We start from the raw sequence: 21,528 nt of genomic DNA on the forward strand, positions 1-21,528 counted from the left end.
CCCGTGTGGTTAGATGTTATTTATCAGCAGTTAACTAGTGAATTGGCTGATTAAAACTGAAGTAGCATGATATTGTCTGTTACGAGTATCGTTTGCTTTTAATGAAAGTGCGATCGCTCTCAATAAGATTTTATGAACTATATTTAAATATTATTGCAGGAGTGAATAATACTCCTGTACTCTTGAAGATTATCAATCAATATCATGACAATGTAATGGTTGAAATGTAAAATTATACTTTAATGCAGCGTAAACAACGGAATGTCACAGTCTGGACTACTTGAATTAGCACATGAAAAGCTTCACTGGCCAACTCCACAAGAAATTTTGGAGCCATCTGGTGCTGGACCAAGTGTTTATGCACGAATCGCTAGGGAAAAATTAGGTAGAACTATCCGCAAACTTTCAGATGGTCATGGTGTGCAAATAGGCGTGCTGGCTGCAAATCCTCAAGGGGATTCAACAGAAACACCTATTGCTTTAGTGTGCGATTTTCCAGGAGAAGTATCAGAGGAAACATTAAAGAAAACTTATAGACTTGCTTGGAGTTTTTCGCGTACACCGTCACTCATTACAACAGAACCTAACCGATTAAGAATTTGGACGTGCTATGAAAAACCTCCAAAAGAAGATGATATTATAAAGCCTGTAGTTAATGTTTCTAAACAGGAAATTGAGTCATTTAATCAGTTATCTCTTTCAGGTCAAGCTGCTGAAACTTTGCGGTTACACTGGGCTGATTTAGTATCAGGTCAATTTTTTCAAGAACATAGCCAGCGATTTCAACGAAAAAAAGCCGCTGACCAGATGCTATTGAAAAATCTGAAAAGCGTTCGGAAAAGACTTCAGAAAAATGAACTTGATGATGACACAATTCATGATTTATTAGCAAGAATTATTTTTATTCAATTCCTTTTTGACCGTCAAGATTCTGAAGGTAATCCTGGCTTAAATACAACTTTACTGGATTATTTATATAGAACTGGTGAATTATCGGCTAAATACTTTCGTTTAGCTGACATATTAAGAAATCATAGAGATAGTTATAAATTTTTTCGTTGGCTTAATAGCAAGTTCAATGGTGATTTATTCCCAGGTAAGGGAGCTACCGAAGAAGAACGTGAAGCTGAATGGCAAACAGAAGAACAAAAAGTTAAACAACCTCATCTAAATATACTTGCTGATTTTGTCAGTGGTCATGTAGACATTGAAACTGGACAATTAAGTCTATGGCCATACTACCATTTTGACGTTATACCTTTAGAGTTTATTAGCAGTATATATGAGGAGTTTGTTAGTAAAGAATCTGGCACAGGAGTTCATTACACACCAGAACATATAGTTGACTTTGTACTAGATGGTGTTTTACCTTGGGATAGTCAAGAATGGGATATCAAGATTCTTGATCCTGCTTGTGGTTCAGGAATTTTCCTGGTTAAAGCATTCCAACGTTTAATTCATAGATGGGAACAAGCTCATCCAAGAACAATTAAGCCAAGTGATTTAAAATATTTACTAGAAAATAATTTATTTGGTGTTGATGTAGATGCTCAAGCAGTAAGAGTAGCATCTTTTAGTCTTTATTTAACCATGCTTGATAAAGTTGAACCTCAATATTATTGGGAGAATGAGTTTCGCTTTCCTATATTACGTGAACGTCAATTAATTGCTGCTGATTTTTTTCAAGAAGATAAAGAAGGTTTTCGTTCTGTTGAAGATGCTGGTAAATATGATTTAGTTGTTGGTAATGCACCATGGGGTAAAAATTCCGTAAAGAAATCTTTATACATAGATTCTTGGAAGAATAGACCTGAAAATCGGAATAGATGGAATACTTCTTATGGTAATATTGCTCTTTTCTTTCTACCAAAAGCTGTTACTTTAACTAAATTGGGTGGACAAATAGCAATGATGCAACCTGCAATGGCTTTGATTTTTAATCAAAGTAGACCTGCTAGGAGATTCCGTAACACTCTCTTTTCAGATTTCAAAATAGAAGAAATAGTTAATTTGTCTGCATTACGTTTTGGACTTTTTAAAGATGCTATTTCTCCAACTTGTATCATTACTATGTCCGCAATACCCCCTGACGGTGAGCCTTTGACGTACATTTGTCCCAAGCCCGTTATGACAAATGAGGATGACTATCATATAGTAATTGAGCCAGATTATATTAATACAATTTACCCACAAGAGGCAATAACAGATCCATTAGTTTGGACAGCTTTAATGTGGGGAGGAAGACGCGATCTAAATCTTGTTAGGAGATTAAGTAGATTTAATAATCTTACACAATTAGAGAATAATAATATTGCTATTAGTAGTCAGGGAATAATTAGAGGTACTAAGAAAGAAAGGTATAAAGAACTTTTAGATAGAAGAGTTTTAGAAACTACGAATTTTCCAAAAGGTACACTTATTCATCTTAAAAAAGAAGACCTTCCCATTAATCAAGATATTTATGCAGAAAGAGCAAGAGTAGAAAAAATAGGTGCTTTTAATTTACCACAATTGATAATCAAACAAAGCTGGTTAGCATCACAGAAACGCTTTCGAGCAGCCTTAACTGAAGCAGATAGCACTGATGAAGGAATTATTTGCTCTGGAAGCTATTTAAGTGTACATATACCACAAGAATTTGCTTCGATTTTGGAAGTTGCTTGTTTAACTTATAACAGTAAATTAGCTGTTTATTATCTTCTACTTTCAAGTGCTTCATTTGCCGCATACCGACCTAAAGTTAATGTGGAAGATTTACGACAAGTACCACTTCCAAAACCACAGAAAGGATTGCTTCAAGATATTAAAACTATTAATGATGTAGATTTATATATAAGTGAAGTATTTGATTTAAAAAATAGTGAGTCAGTGCTAATTCAGGATATTGTTGATTATACTCTACAAGACTTTAAAGGAGATATTGCTTCCCCCGGACGAAAAAGAACTCACCGTAGAAATAATAGCCAATCTAACAATAATAATGAACCTGAACTTACCGCATATTGTGAGTATTTTTTGCGAGTTCTTAAAGCAGGATTTGGACAAGATAAACAAGTTTTTGCCACCATATTTCAGGAACAAACTAAGACTCTTCTTCCTATTCGCTTAGTGGCTATTTATCTTAATAAGCCTGATTCTGAAGGTGTTCATATTAAACCTATTGACTCCCCTGATTTAATGGAACGCTTGGAAAACTTAAATAAGTTGTATCTGGAAAGAGGAAGTATAGAAAATGGTGGCATCTTTTATCAGCGTGTTGCCAGAATCTATGATTCTGTGCAAATGAATGGGATAAAAATTCCTACTATTTATTTAATCAAACCTGACAAAATTCGTTATTGGACTCGCTCTATGGCTTTAAGAGATGCTGATGAAGTAGCCGCAGATATTATGACGTGGCAGACAACATTTGATACAGAATCAGAGGTTATAGAGGAGTCATATAGTGGTTAGAAGAGGAAATATTCTTAAAAAGAGGTATCCAAATACAGGTGACTTTGTAGAATTGGCAAAAGCATGGAATCCTGATGCTATATCAATTTTGATAAAACTCGTTTGGGAAGGCTATGATTTGCTGGTTTCTGAGTTTTTATCACAAATTAATTTTGATGGAAATGAGGAGCAGTTAGAAAGAAGTATTACTCAAGCTCTTGTAGTGAAGATTCATCAGGTTAAGACTGGGGACGAGCCTTTTTTAGTTCTACAAGAAGTGTATGAATTTGAAACCAGCAAATCAGCACAAGCTCAACCTCCACAGTATGACATTGCATTTATTCTTATAGCTAATGACAGAATTATTTGGCCTTTAGAAGCTAAGATTTTGAAATCAGATGTAGATATAACTGAATATGTAAAAGAAATAAATAAAAATTTTATGACTTGTAGATATGCTCCGTTCTCTAGTGAGGGAGGAATGCTGGGTTATCTTTTTTCTGGTGATTTAAACAAAGCTTTTAGCAATATTCAAACCAAAGTACCATGCACATTGAATGAGCATCCAGATTTTCCAACTCGTGATAATAAAACCTCAGATCACCAGCGAATAGTTCCTTCAGGAAAGTCATATCCGGTGAACTTTAGATGTCACCATTTACTATTCAAAATAATACCTACAGATACTAATGCTACAGATACTAATAATATATCTTCGATTGAATAAATTTAAAGCTTACTCAAATACCCTTCTGATGTTTTACCATTTCCCCAAACGGTAAAAAATACCTTTGACACCACCCATCAACCCACAAAGCCAGAATTTTAAACCTAGTCCCACAATTAGGACACTCAGACAGTAAACATAAATTATGATACTGACACCCCTGCATTACCTTCAACCGCAGCAGGAGGTAATATCTGCTCTAATCTATCAGCATCAACCCCCAGAACCTTAGCCACAGCCTCCAACTGCTGCCGAGATGGTGGGGGGTTAAACCGAAATTTCTCCCAACGTGCGATCGCCGTAAGCCCCAACCTAAGCGATCGCACTGCCCGCCGCAGGCATTGCACCCCCCAATCACCCCAGCCCTTTCAAATTACCAACAAAGTTGACAAGTTCTCTTGCAATTCAGGTATTTTCCCATGCAAGACCGTAACTTTTTGCAGGAATTGGGGTAAATCCTTGCGTTGTATTACAGAGATAGTAAGAAAACCCCAGTACCGCTATAATTTATCTCTATCAGATACCCATAACTTCTACCAACCAGAGATTCACCAATGCAGACTCTATTTAGCCTTGACAAAGTAGCTAAAAATTTAGAACAACACGAAAACTCAAAACGGATTAAAAAATTAGTCTTTTGTGCTTGTAAAAATGTTTGGGAGAATGATCAAGATACCTTAGATCAGTTTAAATTACAAGAATTAATTGAAGAATTATGCAGTTTGAACCCCACCATAGAGCATTGGAATTATACTTTATCTGAAGTTGTCAAAACCCTGAATAAAAAATCTGAATATACTCTTGTCGCTAGTGTAATTTTAAATGAAATAGAAAAAATATATATAGTACCAGAAGAAGTCACAGGAATAGTATTAAAACAACCTAATCAAAATGAAATATCATCCAAAAACTTCCCAGAAAAATCTCCCGGCAAGGCAATTAAATCTCAATATAACCAATTTGATTTACGGCAAAATCTTATGAAATATACTAACCCGCTTAGGGCTAAAATAGTTTTATTTTCTGCACTTTATAATAAATTCACTTTCAAGGAAGAAGACTGGTTAAAATTGAAGACTAAAGAGCTTGATGTTTTGTTGCGAAAATTATTTGATTCTTGTGCAACTATCAAAGAGCTTGAATCTAAACTAAATAATACTATTATACATCTAGGCAACTCAGATGAAAATACTCAAGCATCCAGTGCAATCATCCGCGCTATGCAAGATTTTTATGGCGATATTGTATCTACACAACAAGAAAAAGCGTTGAATAACTATTCAATTCCAGAAGTTAAAACTATAGTCAATACCAATTATCAACCTACGGTAATTGATGAATATGAATATGATGAAAACGAGGATAAAGATGAATATGAAGAAGATAATAACACTTGTCAAATTGTCATGTCACCTCTAACAAATACACCCGATCAAAAACAATAATAGCAATTTTCGACTATTTTTAATCTTGTAAAAATTGAAAACCTGTAATAACTGAAACTGAAAAATATGAATGCTAATGAATTTCTTAAGCAATATGCAAATGGAGAAACAAAATTTATCGAGGCTGACTTAAATGGGGTCAATTTATTTGGAGCAGACTTAATTGGTATACGTTTAAGTCGGGCAGATTTATGTAATACCATCCTAATTTTTAGCTATCTCAATAGGGCAATTCTAGATAGGGCAAATCTCATTTGTGCAAAACTAAGTGGTGCGAACCTAAATCAGGCGAGTTTAATCAGTGCTAACTTACATGATGCGGATTTGCATGGTGCAAGTTTACAGGGTGCTGATTTGCGTAATGCGAATTTAACTTTAGCGGATATGCGAGATGTTAACTTGATGGATGCAGATCTGCGTGGTGCTGATTTAAGTGGTGCTAACCTAAAAGGTGCTTGTTTGCGTGGTGCGAACCTGCGAGAAGAAAAAAGAACCTACAGCGCTATTCTCCGAGGTGCTAACCTCAGTAAGGCTGATCTGCGGGGAACCAATTTAACTGGTGCAGACTTAGCTAAAGTTGATCTTAGTGGTGCTAACTTGAGTGAGGCCATGCTGCGTCATGCCGATTTGAGTGATGCTAACTTGAGTGAAGCTATTTTGAATCAAACAGGTTTGAGTGATACTAACCTGGAGCGTGCTAATTTGAAAGGTGCCAACATGATCAATGCCAGATTGGAACGGTCAAATCTGAATGAAGCCGAACTTACAGGTGTTAATTTGTATGGTGCAATTATGCCAGATGCTAAATTAACTAGAGCCAAGTTGAGTCGAGCAAATTTGAGTTTTGCCAGATTGAGTAGAGTTGATTTAAGTCGGGCTAACCTGCGTGAGGCTAACCTAACGGAAACTGACTTGGTTGATGCCTATCTTGCTAAAACAGACTTGACGGGTGCTAATTTAAGTCAGGCAAATCTGATCAGAGCAGAAATTAGCAGTACAAATCTGACCGGTGCAGATTTAACTGGCGCAGTAATGCCTGATGGTACAATTAATTACTAAATATTGAATTCTGTGCAAAACGCAATTTTAAGGTTGATGACTACTTGCATAAAGCCAGCAGATATTTAATCAACAGATTGATTGAATTAGATATAGGTACTTTGGTAATTGGAAAAAATGAAGGTTGGAAACAAGAACTAAATATAGGTTCTAAAAATAACCAAAATTTTACTCAAATACCACATACCAGATTTATTGAACAGTTGACCTATAAAGCAAAATTAGAGGGTATTTCTGTAATTCTTCAAGAAGAAAGCTATACATCTAAATCTAGTTTTTTAGATCAAGATGTACTCCCCATATAAAAAAAGGGGGAAATCATTCTTTTAGCGGTAACAGAATTAAACGTGGTTTTTATAAATCTGCTCAAGGTATTTTAGTTAATGCAAATGTAAATGGATCGTTAAGTATTCTCAGAAAAGCAATCCCTAATGCTTTTGCAGATGAGATAAAGGGGATTTTAGTTTCCCCAGTAAAGGTAAAACTTTCAAAGTAAAAGATATTTGTCTATATTTCTATATTTTTTAGAACTATGCAAATTACATTTCAGAAAAAATTAATAATATGATCCAAATCCCAACTTTTAATTCTGTTGCAGAACAGCGGCTATATCTTCAGCAGCGCCTAGCTGCTGCATTCCGCTTATTTTCTCGGTTTGGGTTTGATGAGGGTGTTGCTGGTCATATTACCGCACGCGACCCCGAAAATCCTCAAAATTTTTGGGTTAACCCCTTTGGAATGCACTTTGGTTTAATTCGAGTGAGCGACCTCATTTTAGTTAATCATCAAGGTGAGGTAATTTACGGTAGTAGTCCAGTAAATCGGGCAGCTTTTGCTATTCATTCCCAAGTTCATGCAGCCCGTCCCGATGTCATTGCAGCGGCTCATGCCCATTCTATCTACGGTAAAAGCTGGTCAAGTCTTGGCCGTCTGCTTGACCCCATTACCCAAGATGCTTGCGCTTTTTATCAAGACCATAGCCTGTTTGACGACTACACAGGTGTTGTTCTCGACCCTAAAGAAGGTCAACGTATTGCTCAAACTCTAGGTCAAAATAAAGCTCTCATTCTCAAAAATCATGGACTACTAACAGTTGGTCACACAGTTGATGAGGCTGCTTGGTGGTTCATCACAATGGAGCGTTCTTGCCAAGCCCAATTATTAGCGGAAGCGGCTGGGAAACCTAGCCTTATCAAACCAGAGTATGCTAGTTTGACCCAGAGCCAGGTTGGTTCCCATGAATTGGGTTGGTTTAGCTTTCAATCGTTGTATGAGATGATTGTCCGACAAGAACCCGATTTATTGAACGCATCGCGGCAGTCCCTACCTTCAACGTACCCGTAAGGTAGGGATTAGAGCGGGGTATTGTAGCAAAGCGGAAATAACCAATCTTTATTTATTTAATTGGCTAATCTTTATTTGGTAGCGATTTTATGTAATCTTGAATGACCTCAGACATAGAAACTCCTAAATATTTAGCATATTTTTCTATTTTTTCTTTTTCTTGTTTAGTGAGTCTTACTATAACTTTTTCGGTTCTAGCCATGTATTTTTCTCAAATATGTGTTATCCTAATTGTACATACATAAAGAATAACAGGCAAGGAGGATGATTAGGCTGTGGCTATGAGGAGAATGACTTTTCGGCTATACCCAAATCAAAAAATAGAATCTTTATTGCGGTATCATCGAAAGTTACACAAAGACTTGTACAATGCCGCAGTTAGTAACAGATTTACTCAATATCAAAAATTCAACCATCAAGTTGATTATTTTGAACAACAAAATTCTTTACCTGAATTTAAAAAGGTTTGGGTAGAGTATAAGGAACTTCCTAGCCATGCTTTACAAGCAACTTTAAAACGGGTTGATTTTGCCTTTGAGCGTTGGTTCAAAGGGCTGGGTAAACGTCCTAGATTTAAATCAATTAGGCATTATTCAGGTTGGACTTATCCAGACCCAGCAGGTTTTAAAGTAGAATCTAATGGCGAAAATGGTTATCTGAATCTTTCTAAAATTGGCAGGATTCAGATGCGTGGTCGAGCGCATTTTTGGGGTAATTCCACTACTTGTACTATCGTTTTCCGTAATGGTAAATGGTACGCATCTATAACAGTTAATGTTGTGGAGCAAGTCTTAAAACCAGAGATTTTACCTATTGGTGCAGTGGGGGTTGACTTAGGTTGTAAATCAGCATTATCAATTACCGATGGAGAGAATCATTATCAAATTGATGCCCCTAAGTTTTTGAGGAATACTGAACACAAAATCAAAAAAGTTTCTCAGGAGAAAAGACGCAAACGCTCACCAAATCGAAACAAAAAACTTAAAGCTTCTAGGCGATTTAAAAAAGCCCAAGCTAAGGTTAGTAAATTAACTCAAAAAGTTGCCAACCAACGCCAAAATTGGGTACATCAAGTTGCGACAGAAATAGTCAGCAGTAATAGCTTCGTTGTAACTGAAAAACTAGAAGTTAAGAACATGACCAGTAAAGCAAATAAAGGTAAGCGCAAAAAGCAAAAAGCTGGGCTAAATAAATCAATTCTTGATGTGGGGTTTGGAATGTTGAGAAGCGCCATTAAATATAAAGTAGAACAAATTGGTGGTGTTTTTGTAGAAGTTCCTACCCGTCAAGTAAAACCAAGCCAAACCTGTCCTAAATGCGGACATCAACAAAAGAAAACGCTCGATGTGAGAGTTCACGAGTGTTCTATTTGTGGATATGTTCAGGATAGAGATATTGCTGCTGCGGAAGTTATGCTTTATTGGGCAAAAGGTATTCTACCGGGGTTAGGAACTAACCTCGTAGACGCTGATCTTTCTAGCTCTACCACGTCCACCAGTAAGCGTAAGCAAACTGGAAGTATGCGGCAACTGGGGGAAAAGAAGCGTCAAAAATCTCAAAATAACTTTGCTAATAACGAGTTAGAGGATGTAGAAACCTCTAACTCAGGCGAAGCCAGTTAGAGGTAGTTCATTTAAGCGCCTTTTGTTTGCGCTTCATAACTCCTGTCGCACCTAAAGCCCCCAGTACCAACATTCCCAAAGTTGCTGAAGGTTCAGGAATCTCTTTCAGTGATGCTTGCGCTCCTCTTGCTACTATGCTGTGCATATAGGTTGTAGGATGCAATTTATCCCAAAATAAATACTCGTCTGGGTTGTTACAAAGTGTCTGAGCATCACTGTTAAAACAAGCGTCAGTCACATTTTGTAAACCAAATTCTCCTGGTAATGCGATGCCTGCGGCGAGCGAAGCTATCGCACTATTTACTAAAGAATTAACATCAAAAAGAGTGATATTCAGGCTTGGTTGCTGCTGATTCAACCCGTTGAGAGCCTGGCTTAAAGTCGAATTATGCAATCCAGTCAAAAAGTTGAGTTGACCAGAATAAGGACCCCCATTAGTGGCAGGAACATCACCCAAATTAGGTAAATTAGCCACTAAGAAATTTTTAGCACCAATAGACGCAAGTGAAGTAATAGCACTCGCCAAATTGTTGACTATTTGAACAAAATTTGTGTTTCCTTCACCAAGATAATCATTAGCACCTGCCGATATTATGTACAAGGCATTGTGATCAGCTTGCGAATTAGTTCCCATAAAAGCCTGAATTTGTTGTGTCAAGCCTGGGAAATTTAAGGGATTCTCAATAACCGGGGTTAACGGATCATTAAACAGGGTGTTAATAGTACTAGTCGTAGCGCCACCAAATGCATAGTTAGTTTCTGTTAAACCTAGATTCCCTGCCAGGTATTCTACCCAGACTGGCCCATTAGAAAAACGCCCTTGAAAGTAGGGAAACTGGGGTATTCCAAATCCTATAGCTGCTTCGGTGACTTTGAATGCATTGCCATTATCAACAGTACTGTCTCCAAAAGCAATAATTTGACTAAAAGTTGCTGCCGAAGCTTTCAGTGGCAACATGAAAGAGAAAAGAACAAACCCGGCCGCTACAACTTGTTTTTTCATGCTTATTAGATTGTTGGTATTTTTTGCGAATTTTGCACATCAATAAACCTGTAGGGATTAGTAAACCTACGGTTATTTATGGAGTTGTTAAAAAACTCGTGCAACAAAGTGAAAAAATTATGATGCTTGCAATCTAAGGGAATACCAAAAAATAAATTACCCAAAAATCGTAGGGTGGTTATGGCTACGCCACGCAGGCTATAGGACGTTAGTCCGTAACCCACCATAAATTTAGGGTATAATGGTGGGTTACACTGCGCTAACCCACCCTACAAATTGGGGATTTTTTTATTTGGAAGTCCCTAAGTATTTTTACAAAATTTTAGATCTGTTTTTTCTGCCAGCTTGACTCAGCGCAAACTGCTGTAAGTTAATTTACGTAAGTATATTTAGTTTATGTCAAGATATAGGATCTTATTTCAATAAAAACCCTGAGATTTACTCTAACTTTATAATTAATGGCGTATTATAAAGGACTTATGAAGTTATAGATGTTAAAAATCCTTAGTCCAAATCTTGTGTTCGGCAATAGGAAGTTGTAGCTACAAGGCTAAAAACACCGATTCTGGTTTTTAATTCTTTAATTTCAAAGCTTCAGTTGCTGTCATTCCCTCGCTCTGAATACCGAAATACCACAAAGCTGCACCAGCTTCAGCACGAGTGACGGCTTTCTTAGGTTGAAACAGCGTCGTATAGCCAAACACTCGCCGAATATTTGATTGTTCAGCATTTTGGAAGTCTGCCAAAACAGCTTTTAATGCTTTAGGCTCAATTTTTTCTGTATCTTGGAAACCCCAGGTTTGCTTGACTGCTTCTAAATTGGCAGCAGGTAAAGCTTGGCGAGTATCTAAAGGTATTTTCCACAATAGTAATTGTTCTCGTGTTAGAGGTGCATCAGGACGAAATAAAACTGCTGTAGCATCTCCAGATAAAGAACTGGGGATTAAACCAGCTTCTGCTAAACCTTGAATTGCCGGAAAATCAGGATCTTTAGCTAAAACATCTCTAAAGGCGGGTTGATTGCTTTCTGATGCCAAACGCACCTTTTTTGCTGGATTATTACCATACATGGCATTATTAGCAGCCACTAACCAACGAGCATATTCTCTGCGGGTGATGATTTTATTGGGTTCAAAAAGCTTAGTTTGAGTTGTAGAGTTGCTTTTAGTTGTGTTTGGTTCTATGGACAATACACCCAAGGTTGCTAAATCTTGAATGTGTTGTCGCCATTCTGGTGGGACTTTATTTAAATCGGTGAATTCTTGAGATTCAGATTGGCTTGTTGGCGATTTGACTACATTTGTAGTTGGGGGAACTGTAGTGGGTGAAACAGGTCCAATAAACGTTGACTCATTTGACTGGGGAACTTCGCTAGAATTGGTATTTGGTTGAGTTTGAGTAGTTGTATTATTAGTTACGTATTCAATTAGTAATTCAGTTGCTGTTTGGGGTTGATTGGGTGCAGCGTTGGTAACTGATTTTGGTTTAATTGTTACGTTCAATAATAAATTATTCCGTTTTACCTCAAAAGCGCCTTCGACATCATCTTTTGGCTGTTGCAAAATTTGCCAGTTGTTCCCTTGGAACTGACTACTGTAAAAGCTGGCAATTAAATTGCTGGGGTCAGAACTTTGCCAACGAGTACTTATTTTATTTTCTGATTTATTTTCTGAACTACTCCCAGGTTTAACTTCTTCAAGTTTGGCATTGGGATATATAGGAATATCTTTGGGAAAGTCAGCAGGTAACTGAACTGTGGATGCGGTTGCTACTTCCTTACTCTTAGTTTCGCCAAAAACCGCAGGATTACTTTGCAGCCTGGGGTCTGCCGCCAAAGACTGCTCCAAATTTTTAGCGGCTGGGCCGTTAGTGCAGGCTGTTAAGGAACAAAGTAAAACAGCCAAACCGAGAAAGATAACTGGACGTTTATAGAGCAGCACAGGAAATTACAAATCGAGTTTCCGTTTCTAGCCTAGCATTTTCAACGAAACTGGTAATTAATTGGTAATTAGGAAAAACTCTTCTCCCCCTGTAACCTTTCACCTGTCACCTATTCACATAATTCTCTAAATCTTCAATTTCCGGTGTGGGTAGCTGTTTGAGAACTCGCCAGAGAATGGTGTAACTGCCATCAGGGCGGCGGCGCACGGCGCGGAAGGCGAGAATAGTATCACTACTAGGTATTTGTCCTATTTGCTGGGTAATGCGGCTATTTTGGGGTGAAATTGGTTGACGACTTAAGATAATTTCTGGAAGTTGGAATTGGAGCGATCGCACTAAATAAGTATGATTTAATTTGGCTGTAGCACCAGCTAAAAAGATTTCCTGCTTCTGCCAGTTCTGATCTTTACCTGTTAAAAACCTCCGTCTGTCTATTTGTAAGGCTTCCAACTGCTTCGGAGGCTGGTAATTAAGCAAAAATTCTCCCGTAGAGGCAGAAACAGCTTGTAGTTTTTCATCCAATTTTGCTAATGGCACATCACCCACATCTATGATGAAGCCATAATCTATTCCTTGATGGACTAATTGGAAGTTATCACCCATCATCTTCAGTGCTAAACTAGGATCAAAATCTCCCTGAACCTCACCCACCGAGGGAAAAGGATAACGCTCACTAACACTGGCTTGCAATCTATTCTGGAGAAGATTCAGCGGACGACGGTAAGCTGAATCAGGTAAAACTCGGAAAATTCCCGTGTTAGGCAGTTTCAAAAACTGAGCGTAGGTTTGTCTTTCTTGGGAATCAATGTCGTAAGCAAAACGGTCAAGTGTCGCAACATCTTCCTGAGGATTTATAAATTTAATATTTGCGGGAAATGCTTTTTGGACTGCTGTCAAGATTTGATTAGCAGTTTTAAGAGTACTAACAGCTTCCTCTGGTACAGCAATAGCAGGTTGCATGGGCGCTACATAGTTAGCTAGTGCTGTTTTTGCAGTACTGCCAACTATAGGTAATGGGGATGAAGTTAAATTTGGTTCCCTACTAGCAAAAGGTGTGGCTGGTTTGCCAAGATCAGGACGCTGCACTGGTGCAATGGTAAGTACAGGATCGGACTGTCGCTCTCCAGAAACTAAGGGTAGGGGTTTAACTAAAGCTAACTCACCTCGTCGGGATAATAACCGATCTATAACTGGGTACAACTTCAACAATTCTTGGTTAGAAGCGTACAAAGAGCAGTAAATTTGTGATTGGGACTCAGTTAACTGGACAGGTAAAGAAGACTGTGGGGAAAATTCTCCTCGTGAGTTACACAATGTTTTCGGACTTGGGTATTGACGTGTGAGAAAACTTTCTACAGCATAGGTACGAACAGTTAATTGTCCCCGCACGGATCTCATTTTATTGGGGTCTGGATCAATAAATGCTTGCTCAAGACGAGCAACTAAATAAATTTGCTGCTGTACTAGTTGCACTGCTGTAGTATAAAATTTTTCAGTAGCTTCTTCTGAAGCCAGATTTTGACTCAGGTCAAATTCCGCTTTATATTCCATAGCTAAGGTGAAGCTGGGAGTAGAAACTAGTGAAAAAGGAAGCAAAAGTCCCAAAAAGATTTTACTCATGTCGAAAATGTAGATCAGATAGGAGTATGAAAAATCTAAAATAGATATTAAATTGGAAGAAAACAACGACCATCGACAACCGTCAATCTAGTTTACTTTCTGTAAAGCGTCGCCAGGTTGTTACCAGTGCTGAAACACGATTACATGCAAGTTTCCCAGGATCAGCCTATCTATTCTGAGGCTCCACTCCAGCTGTTGCTGTTTGTCGATGGGCGACCGAAGTCCCGACAACAGGTACAGCGAATACGCGCCTATTTAAAAGAACTAGAAGCTGAGTATAGTTTTGAACTTCAAATCATTGATGTCGGGCAACAACCCTATTTGGCGGAACACTTCAAATTGGTAGCTACGCCCGCCTTAATCAAAATTCACCCTGAACCCCAGCAGAGTCTAGCTGGCAGCAATATCATAGCCGAATTGAAAAACTGGTGGCCCCGCTGGCAATCTGCTGTAGACGCATTTTTAAAGTTACAGGAAGACCTACATGAATGTATGGATGAGAATGTGCGGGTGATTTCACCTAAATCTACAATCCGTTCTGTGGCTGTTTCTGCTGAGTTAATCAAGCTTTCAGATGAAATTTTTCACTTGAAGCAAGAAAAAGAAAAGCTGCAAGAACAGCTACAGTTTAAAGACCGAGTGATGGCGATGTTGGCACATGACCTCCGCAATCCTTTAACGGCGGCTGCTATAGCTATAGAAACTCTTCAATCTAACTACAATGCTGATAAAGGAGAATTCCAGCGTCTAAAACCGGGCATGATTGTTCATTTATTAAAACAAGCCCGCAGTCAAACGCGAATAATTGATCGGATGATAGCTGATTTGTTAGAAGTTGGCCGTGGTAATGATACGGAATTCCCGATTATACCGCAAAAGCTGGAATTGGGTAAACTCAGTTTAGATGTTTTGGAGGAATTGCGCGATCGCTATATTGCCAAATCTCAAAAAGTAGAAACAGATATCCCCTGCGATTTACCTCGTGTATATGCAGATCCAGAACGTATCCGCCAAGTGCTGGTTAACCTTTTGGATAATGCCATTAAATACACACCAGAAGGCGGGATCATTAGTGTCGCTGGACTGCACCGCACCACTCAAAAAATCCAATTTAGTATTGGTGATACTGGCCCTGGTATTCCCCTCGAAAACCGCGATCGCATTTTTGAAAATCATTTCCGTCTGCAACGTGATGAAGGAACAGATGGTTATGGAATTGGTCTTTCTTTATGCCAACGAATTATCCAAGCGCACTATGGTCAAATTTGGGTAGATTCATCCGCCAATGGTGGTGCATGGTTCCACTTTACTTTACCAGTTTATCCGTCTTAGACATTGGTAATTAAAGCTTTGACAACTGATGATGAACTTGTAAGAATTCAGGATTCAGGAGTCAGCCCTTCGGCTTCGCTCAGGGCAAGGAGTCAGGAGGTAGAATTATTGAGACAGGACTTACGCAAAACAGAACGGAAGTAGAGGTAAGACCCTTAAGGGAAGCAAACTAAATGCTTACATGAACTTTAATAAGCAATTTAATAAATGCCAAATCCATTAATGTATCAACAGGATAACTTTGTTGTTCTGGAAACAAACCAACCAGAACAATTTTTCACGACATCAGAGTTATTAGAAAAGTTGGCAAATACTTTGCAGCAACTTCCATTTGATGACTTACCTCCTGATGTGCAGAAATTTAAACTGGTATCAGAACAAGCACAATACTTAATAGATACCAGTTGTGAGTTAGATATTGGCCCTGGAAAATATTTACAGTGGTATGCAGTGCGACTAGAAAAGTAAATATTTGGTAATTCGTAATTCGTAATTCGTAATTAAGAATAGGTTGAGTAATTAATGATTCTTCTCTGGTTACCAATTACCAATTACCAATTACCCATTACCAGCAATTATTGTGGAGTGGTAATTAACTCCAGTTCAATTTTATCTTCACTAGGTTGTGTAATTTTCACATCAACATTAGGAGCGAAATATTTGGTCATTTTTTCGTGTTTTTCTTGCCAAATATCCAGCGGAATTAGGGGTGAATCAAATTCTAAAATAATACAATAAGCCCCATTAACTTCTGTTTCTCGCAAACCAGTAACTATTGGTCGTTCTTCGTTACTGGGACTCAGACCCAGGTAAGTAAGCGCCCTGTCAAAATGACCTTCTTGACCATAGCAAAATCGTGTGATGTCAGTACGAACTCTGTTTTGAGTCACAGTTGCTTGCTGTTTTCTTAGCTCCAACACTGACGGTGTGGTGGTTTGACTAAAAGGTATGGGCTTGAGTTCATTGGCTTTGAGTGCTAGACCTCCCAGGAAGAGAGGAAAGCCATAGAAAAATCCTACGAGATTAAGAGAGGCATTATCAGCAGCGTAGGCGACAAAGCCGACTATGATTAATATGCTACCCACGGTTAAACCGAGTGTTCCCAAAGAAATGTTGCCTAGCATGATTTGAGGTTAGTATAATTGCGTGAAATCTTAGTTCCATCATCATAAAACCTTGCGGTAGTTTGGCAACACGATTAAAAATACTTTAGGAATATAAGCTGATGCTTTCAGCCTGTTTTGCGTTAAGTTAAAAACTGAGAATACTTATTAAGACTGGAAGAAAACAATGGATTTGCAAACAGTTAAAGAACGAATTGCTGTAGTACAGAATAAACGTGACTACCTGCTGAGTCTACTGGAACAACCCAATCTAGGAACTTTGAGAGTTGATGTAAATCAGGCTTTAGAAGAATTGGATGATTTGATTGATGAATTTCGACGCACTATTCCAGAAGCAGGAACTAATTAAGCTGGACTAGAGTTAAATTAATAAGTCGGTAAACCGTAAATTCACGGTTAAACCGACACCCATAAATTTGACCATAATTGTTTCTGAACCAGAATTTAGATAATTCAGCCTCTAACTGAATTTTGGATAGCACGCTCGCCTAGCTGTCTAACCAAAGCGATGAGTTGAGTTGTCGGTGCATCTTTGTTGCAAACTTCATCGAAGTTAGGCATCGCCTTTGCCTGCTGCAAATGTGCATCGTCAATCGAAGAGTAAGCCAGAATTTGAGTATTAGGAGATATGGATTTAATATAACTAGATGCTCGCCAACCATCCATAACTGGCATATGTAAATCTAGCACAATTACATCAGGTTGAGAAATTTTGACCATTTCTATAGCTTCTTGACCATTACTAGCTAAACCTACTACCAGCATATTTTCTTGGCAAGAAAAAGCTAATTTTAGGCTTAAACGAGTCAATTCATGATCATCAACCAATAAGACACGCAAGACAGAAGACTCACAGGACAACATTAACATTCCCGGCCACAGACAACTACATACAAGAATTCTTATAGTTTATGAGAACTAGTGCCTGTCTTTACTCTATCTTATGGTGGAATAAATGGGGTTTATATATGAAGTAATGATGAAGTAATGATTAGAGTTTTTAGAAAAAATAAATTTTTCTTAAAAACTCCTAAATTAGTACACCTTTTAAGGTATATTTAAACGTCTTTTTTAAGACATTAGATTTTTAAGTCATGCCTACAGAGCGTAATGCCATAGACATGAGATTTTTTTGTGAATTAGTTTCTGTGCAATCATCACCGGGAAGTCTTTGGATATAACTACCATCAGGTTGTAATTCCCAAGCTTGACGGTTATCTGCTAACATAATTCCCAATATTTCTTGCAAATCTTTAGCAATATCTTGATCTCTAATTGGAGTAATTACTTCTACCCGGCGGTCTAGATTGCGGCGCATCCAGTCAGCACTACCAATATATATTTCTTCTTGGCTATTGTTGTAGAAGTAGAAAATTCGAGAATGTTCTAAAAATCTGCCGATAATGCTGATGACGCGAATATTATCGCTGATGTCTTTAAGTCCTGGACGCAAACAGCAAATACCCCTGATAATTAAGTCAATTTGGACTCCAGCGCGGGAGGCTTCGTATAAAGTCGCGATGATTTTGGGATCGACGAGGGCATTCATTTTGGCGACAATGCGGCCAGAAAATCCATTTTGGACATTTTCGATTTCTCGCTGAATGAGTTCGAGAAAGCGATCGCGCATATTCACTGGTGCAACTAATATTTCTCGATAAGATTTTTGGAGAGAATAGCCAGTCAAGAAGTTAAACACATCTGTTAAATCAGCACCCAATTCTTCACGACAACTAAACAACCCTAAATCTGTATATAGTCGTGCTGTTTTCGGGTTATAATTTCCAGTCCCAATATGCACATAACGACGCATCCGGTCTTTTTCGCGCCGCACCACCATGACAATTTTGCTATGGGTTTTTAGACCTACCAAACCATAAACAACGTGGACACCAACTCTTTCTAAACGCCTAGCCCAGTAAATATTATTTTCTTCATCAAATCTGGCTTTTAATTCCACCAACACAGAAACTTGTTTACCATTTTCCGCAGCAGCAATTAAAGCGTTAACTATGGGTGAATCTCCAGAAGTGCGATAAAGTGTCATTTTGATAGCTAACACATTCGGGTCATGGGCTGCATGGGTAATAAAGCGTTCCACTGTCCCAGAAAAAGATTGATAGGGATGATGCACTAGCAAATCTTTTTCTCGAATAATGGCAAAGAAGTCTTTGCCTTCTTCTAGTTCCAATAAATCTGGATTGACACTTGGTTCTCTAAGACGTTGTAAGCGGGAAGGGACGACTGATTGTCGCGGAGGTTCTTTGAGTTCTGGTAATGGTAAAGCCATAAAATACATTAAATCTCGCAGTCCCAACAACCCATCTACTTCATAAATATCGCTGTCGGTTAATTCCAAATCTTGCAATAACCGATAACGTACTGATTCTGGAGTTTGAGATTTAATTTCTAAGCGGACTGGAGTTCCACCCATGCGGCGTTTGCGGAGTTCCTGTTCAATGGCTAATAACAGGTCATCGGCTTCGTCTTCTTCTAGTTCTAGGTCAGCATCACGAGTAATGCGGAAAGGGTGATATTCCTGAATATTCATCCCTGGGAACAAATCTTGGAGATTATGAGCGATCGCTTGTTCTAAAGGTACACCTGTCCAGTGAAGAGGTTTTCCGGGATTTTGAGTTGCTAAATCTGCTGGTAAAGGTAAAAATCGCGGTAAAACTTTAGGGACTTTGACTCGCGCAAAAAATTCTTCTTCCGTATCTGGGTTTTTCACCACCACAGCCAAATTTAAGCTGAGATTGGAAATATAGGGAAAGGGATGACTAGGATCAACAGCTAGAGGAGTCAGAACGGGAAAAATTTGTTCTTTAAAGTAATTATCTAGATAAATACGCTGTTTTTGATTTAATTCTATGTAATCGAGGATGTAAATCCCCTGATTTACCAACAGGGGTTGTAAAACCTGCTCAAACTGCTCATTTTGTTTTTTGATTTGGGGACTGAGTTTTGAGCGAATATCATCTAGTTGTTGTTGTGGTGTGCGACCATCAGGAGTTAATAAGTTTACCTTAGCTTCTACCTGTTGCTTTAGTGCTGCAACTCGCACCATAAAAAATTCATCTAAATTAGAACTAAAAATAGCTAAAAATTTGAGGCGTTCTAGTAGTGGTGTGCGCTCATCACAAGCCTCATGCAACACTCTACTATTAAACTCCAACCAGCTTAACTCGCGGTTTATATAGTATTGTGATTCATTCAGATTAATGGTAGGGTTATTTTTTTTTGGTTTTGGCATGATTACTTAGGAGTGAGTAACTGTCGCGCAGTTAACGGGAGAAGTCTTAATCAATATAGTCAGTTTTGGTTAAGTGAAATTTAACAACATCATCCAATTTTGGATTTTGGATTTTAAATTTTGGATTGGCTCCACAGATCAATCCGGGGGCTTGTACCATCAAGGAATTATTGGTCAAAATAATGTTTCAAGCTACTCGTCGCCGTCTTGCCCTTTGGTACACTGCTGTTACTGCTATTTTACTACTCTTATTTGCAACTGGTGTGTATTTATATGTTCGCAGTACGCTAGTTGAACGAGTTGATGATACTTTGAATCATGTAGTAGAAGTAGTAGAGCGATCGCTCGTCATTGAACCAGTTAACTTCCAAACTAATCAAATTCGCGTCAATATAGAAGCCAGTTTTCGCAACAATGCTGATAACGCAGAAGATGATCACATTGACCTAGAATGGTTTAGCCCCACGGGAAAATTACTTTGGTCAACATTCTCCGAACCTTTAGATATTCCCATTCATAACAATTCTGCTGGGGAAACTGTGCGCGTAGTCGGAATGGGACGATGGGGTGATAGTGATCCTCACTCAGAACTCAGTAAGGACTCAGCACTTTTATTAAGACAAGTCACACAAAGAGTAGAAATGGGAAGACAGGTATTAGGATACCTACGCGTCAGTCATCCCTGGTTTGAAGTTACTAAACCCAGTCGTCAGTTGATATTTGATTTAGCTTTGGGTACTGGGTTAATGGTAATTTCTGTAGCAGCTAGTGGTTGGTTTCTTTCTGGTAAAGCAATGGAACCAGTAGGGGAATCTTACCAACGTCTAAAACAATTTACTGCTGATGCTTCCCATGAACTGAGAAGTCCTATAGCTTTAATTCAAACTAATGTCCAAGTTGCTCTTGCTGATTTAGAGTTAGCAGAGATAAAAGCGAATAATGTTGTACAGTATCGACAACAATTAAAAATTGTAGAACGCCTAACCCAGCGTTTAGGTAAATTAGTCAATGATTTACTGTTTCTCGCACGACAGGATAGTGGTATTAGCACAGAGGTTTTTTCATCCTGTCCTCTTGATGCTTTATTAATAGAAATTGTGGAAGAACAGCAACTTTTAGCTACAGAAAAAGAAATTGCGCTGATTCTCAACTTAATTGATCCGCCATCAGAACTCAATCCCGAATTGCTAGAAAATTGGTTTACTTTAACGGGGAATTGGGATCAATTAGTGCGTTTATGTACAAATTTGATTAGCAATGCTTTGCAATATACCCCGATTAAAGGAGAAGTGAAAATCGAATTAGCGAGATTAGAGGGAATAAATCGGGTTTCAGGAATGCGTTACACCAGTTCCCAGTTACAAATAAAAGTTAGTGATACCGGAGTTGGGATTCCTCCAGAGGCACTACCACGCTTATTTGACCGATTTTATCGAGTTGATCCAGCGCGTACTCATCAGACACCAAAGATAGCTAATACTACAGGTTCAGGATTAGGATTAGCGATCGCACAAACTATTGTCGAACGTCATCAAGGTCAAATTCAAGTCGATAGTATTGTTGGTCAAGGTACTACTTTCACCGTTACTTTACCAATCACTGTAGGGGTGTAAGTATCGCAATACA

The 21,528-nt window shown here is 38.3% G+C and carries 19 protein-coding genes; 11 read left to right on the plus strand and 8 right to left on the minus strand.

Features of this window, described 5'->3' with window-relative positions; translation table 11 throughout:
• Window positions 1-432 precede the first annotated feature (432 nt).
• On the plus strand, window positions 433-3,453 hold the full coding sequence (locus ACSQ6I_RS14905) for an HsdM family class I SAM-dependent methyltransferase (protein ID WP_438891098.1): 3,021 nt from the start codon (window positions 433-435) through the stop codon (window positions 3,451-3,453).
• A complete protein-coding gene (locus tag ACSQ6I_RS14910; protein ID WP_438891099.1) occupies window positions 3,446-4,159 on the plus strand; it encodes a hypothetical protein in 714 nt (237 codons plus the stop codon). The genes ACSQ6I_RS14905 and ACSQ6I_RS14910 overlap by 8 nt, the downstream gene beginning before the upstream one ends.
• Window positions 4,160-4,302: 143 nt before the next feature.
• Here the strand turns inward: ACSQ6I_RS14910 and ACSQ6I_RS14915 are convergent, their stop codons facing one another.
• Window positions 4,303-4,506 (minus strand): hypothetical protein, encoded by a 204-nt coding sequence (locus ACSQ6I_RS14915; RefSeq protein WP_438891100.1) that lies wholly within the window; start codon window positions 4,504-4,506, stop codon window positions 4,303-4,305.
• Between the two features lie 207 nt (window positions 4,507-4,713).
• Between ACSQ6I_RS14915 and ACSQ6I_RS14920 the strand changes: the two genes are divergently transcribed.
• From ACSQ6I_RS14920 to ACSQ6I_RS14935, 4 genes are all read left to right on the plus strand, one after another.
• The gene (locus ACSQ6I_RS14920; RefSeq protein ID WP_438891101.1) at window positions 4,714-5,604 is read left to right on the plus strand and encodes a hypothetical protein; all 891 of its coding nucleotides are present in this window, start codon (window positions 4,714-4,716) and stop codon (window positions 5,602-5,604) included.
• A 66-nt stretch (window positions 5,605-5,670) separates the two neighbouring features.
• Complete coding sequence (locus tag ACSQ6I_RS14925) at window positions 5,671-6,663, plus strand: pentapeptide repeat-containing protein (RefSeq protein ID WP_438891102.1); 993 nt, start codon at window positions 5,671-5,673, stop codon at window positions 6,661-6,663.
• A gap of 2 nt (window positions 6,664-6,665) precedes the next feature.
• Window positions 6,666-6,968 carry an IS200/IS605 family accessory protein TnpB-related protein gene (locus ACSQ6I_RS14930; protein WP_438891229.1) on the plus strand — a complete coding sequence of 101 codons (303 nt, stop codon included), beginning with the start codon at window positions 6,666-6,668 and terminating at the stop codon, window positions 6,966-6,968.
• A gap of 259 nt (window positions 6,969-7,227) precedes the next feature.
• Window positions 7,228-8,007 (plus strand): class II aldolase/adducin family protein, encoded by a 780-nt coding sequence (locus tag ACSQ6I_RS14935; protein WP_438891103.1) that lies wholly within the window; start codon window positions 7,228-7,230, stop codon window positions 8,005-8,007.
• Between the two features lie 64 nt (window positions 8,008-8,071).
• Here ACSQ6I_RS14935 and ACSQ6I_RS14940 read toward each other — a convergent pair whose 3' ends face one another.
• The gene (locus ACSQ6I_RS14940) at window positions 8,072-8,209 is read right to left on the minus strand and encodes a plasmid mobilization protein (RefSeq protein WP_438891104.1); all 138 of its coding nucleotides are present in this window, start codon (window positions 8,207-8,209) and stop codon (window positions 8,072-8,074) included.
• Between the two features lie 88 nt (window positions 8,210-8,297).
• On the opposite strand from ACSQ6I_RS14940, the gene ACSQ6I_RS14945 reads away from it, so the two are divergent.
• Window positions 8,298-9,629 carry an RNA-guided endonuclease InsQ/TnpB family protein gene (locus ACSQ6I_RS14945; protein WP_438891105.1) on the plus strand — a complete coding sequence of 444 codons (1,332 nt, stop codon included), beginning with the start codon at window positions 8,298-8,300 and terminating at the stop codon, window positions 9,627-9,629.
• Window positions 9,630-9,636: 7 nt separating this feature from the next.
• Here the strand turns inward: ACSQ6I_RS14945 and ACSQ6I_RS14950 are convergent, their stop codons facing one another.
• From ACSQ6I_RS14950 to ACSQ6I_RS14960, 3 genes are all read right to left on the minus strand, one after another.
• Window positions 9,637-10,632 (minus strand): SGNH/GDSL hydrolase family protein, encoded by a 996-nt coding sequence (locus ACSQ6I_RS14950; protein WP_438891106.1) that lies wholly within the window; start codon window positions 10,630-10,632, stop codon window positions 9,637-9,639.
• Between the two features lie 572 nt (window positions 10,633-11,204).
• Entirely contained in the window at window positions 11,205-12,572 is a 1,368-nt protein-coding gene (locus ACSQ6I_RS14955) for an S-layer homology domain-containing protein (protein WP_438891107.1), read from the minus strand.
• A gap of 106 nt (window positions 12,573-12,678) precedes the next feature.
• Entirely contained in the window at window positions 12,679-14,193 is a 1,515-nt protein-coding gene (locus ACSQ6I_RS14960; protein WP_438891108.1) for a hypothetical protein, read from the minus strand.
• Between the two features lie 126 nt (window positions 14,194-14,319).
• Here ACSQ6I_RS14960 and ACSQ6I_RS14965 point away from each other — a divergent pair, with 126 nt between their 5' ends.
• Together ACSQ6I_RS14965 and ACSQ6I_RS14970 are read left to right on the plus strand one after the other, a co-directional pair.
• Complete coding sequence (locus ACSQ6I_RS14965; protein WP_438891109.1) at window positions 14,320-15,525, plus strand: histidine kinase; 1,206 nt, start codon at window positions 14,320-14,322, stop codon at window positions 15,523-15,525.
• Between the two features lie 207 nt (window positions 15,526-15,732).
• Window positions 15,733-15,993, plus strand: coding sequence for a chlororespiratory reduction protein 7 (locus ACSQ6I_RS14970; RefSeq protein WP_438891110.1), 261 nt, complete (start codon window positions 15,733-15,735; stop codon window positions 15,991-15,993).
• A 107-nt stretch (window positions 15,994-16,100) separates the two neighbouring features.
• On the opposite strand, the gene ACSQ6I_RS14975 is transcribed toward ACSQ6I_RS14970, so the two are convergent.
• Window positions 16,101-16,649, minus strand: a complete 549-nt coding sequence (locus ACSQ6I_RS14975; RefSeq protein ID WP_438891111.1) for a DUF2854 domain-containing protein — start codon at window positions 16,647-16,649, stop codon at window positions 16,101-16,103.
• A 166-nt stretch (window positions 16,650-16,815) separates the two neighbouring features.
• Between ACSQ6I_RS14975 and ACSQ6I_RS14980 the strand changes: the two genes are divergently transcribed.
• Window positions 16,816-16,998, plus strand: a complete 183-nt coding sequence (locus tag ACSQ6I_RS14980) for a hypothetical protein (RefSeq protein WP_438891112.1) — start codon at window positions 16,816-16,818, stop codon at window positions 16,996-16,998.
• Window positions 16,999-17,102: 104 nt separating this feature from the next.
• On the opposite strand, the gene ACSQ6I_RS14985 is transcribed toward ACSQ6I_RS14980, so the two are convergent.
• Window positions 17,103-17,519: a response regulator gene (locus tag ACSQ6I_RS14985; protein WP_438891113.1), complete on the minus strand. Its 417-nt coding sequence runs from the start codon at window positions 17,517-17,519 to the stop codon at window positions 17,103-17,105.
• Window positions 17,520-17,736: 217 nt separating this feature from the next.
• The gene (gene ppk1 / locus ACSQ6I_RS14990; RefSeq protein WP_438891114.1) at window positions 17,737-19,902 is read right to left on the minus strand and encodes a polyphosphate kinase 1; all 2,166 of its coding nucleotides are present in this window, start codon (window positions 19,900-19,902) and stop codon (window positions 17,737-17,739) included.
• A 182-nt stretch (window positions 19,903-20,084) separates the two neighbouring features.
• Between ppk1 and ACSQ6I_RS14995 the strand changes: the two genes are divergently transcribed.
• Window positions 20,085-21,515: a sensor histidine kinase gene (locus ACSQ6I_RS14995; RefSeq protein ID WP_438891115.1), complete on the plus strand. Its 1,431-nt coding sequence runs from the start codon at window positions 20,085-20,087 to the stop codon at window positions 21,513-21,515.
• The last annotated feature ends 13 nt before the right edge of the window (window positions 21,516-21,528 follow it).

This window comes from Anabaena sp. WFMT, assembly GCF_051781005.1.
Lineage (GTDB): Bacteria > Cyanobacteriota > Cyanobacteriia > Cyanobacteriales > Nostocaceae > Anabaena.

Coding starts and splice junctions, on each gene's coding strand:
- ACSQ6I_RS14920 (WP_438891101.1), top strand. CDS start 4,714: ATGCAGACTCTATTTAGCCTTGACAAAGTAGCTAAAAATTTAGAACAA.
- ACSQ6I_RS14925 (WP_438891102.1), top strand. CDS start 5,671: ATGAATGCTAATGAATTTCTTAAGCAATATGCAAATGGAGAAACAAAA.
- ACSQ6I_RS14935 (WP_438891103.1), top strand. CDS start 7,228: ATGATCCAAATCCCAACTTTTAATTCTGTTGCAGAACAGCGGCTATAT.
- ACSQ6I_RS14940 (WP_438891104.1), bottom strand. CDS start 8,209: ATGGCTAGAACCGAAAAAGTTATAGTAAGACTCACTAAACAAGAAAAA.
- ACSQ6I_RS14945 (WP_438891105.1), top strand. CDS start 8,298: ATGACTTTTCGGCTATACCCAAATCAAAAAATAGAATCTTTATTGCGG.
- ACSQ6I_RS14950 (WP_438891106.1), bottom strand. CDS start 10,632: ATGAAAAAACAAGTTGTAGCGGCCGGGTTTGTTCTTTTCTCTTTCATG.
- ACSQ6I_RS14960 (WP_438891108.1), bottom strand. CDS start 14,193: ATGAGTAAAATCTTTTTGGGACTTTTGCTTCCTTTTTCACTAGTTTCT.
- ACSQ6I_RS14970 (WP_438891110.1), top strand. CDS start 15,733: ATGCCAAATCCATTAATGTATCAACAGGATAACTTTGTTGTTCTGGAA.
- ACSQ6I_RS14975 (WP_438891111.1), bottom strand. CDS start 16,649: ATGCTAGGCAACATTTCTTTGGGAACACTCGGTTTAACCGTGGGTAGC.
- ACSQ6I_RS14980 (WP_438891112.1), top strand. CDS start 16,816: ATGGATTTGCAAACAGTTAAAGAACGAATTGCTGTAGTACAGAATAAA.
- ACSQ6I_RS14985 (WP_438891113.1), bottom strand. CDS start 17,519: ATGTTAATGTTGTCCTGTGAGTCTTCTGTCTTGCGTGTCTTATTGGTT.
- ppk1 (WP_438891114.1), bottom strand. CDS start 19,902: ATGCCAAAACCAAAAAAAAATAACCCTACCATTAATCTGAATGAATCA.
- ACSQ6I_RS14995 (WP_438891115.1), top strand. CDS start 20,085: ATGTTTCAAGCTACTCGTCGCCGTCTTGCCCTTTGGTACACTGCTGTT.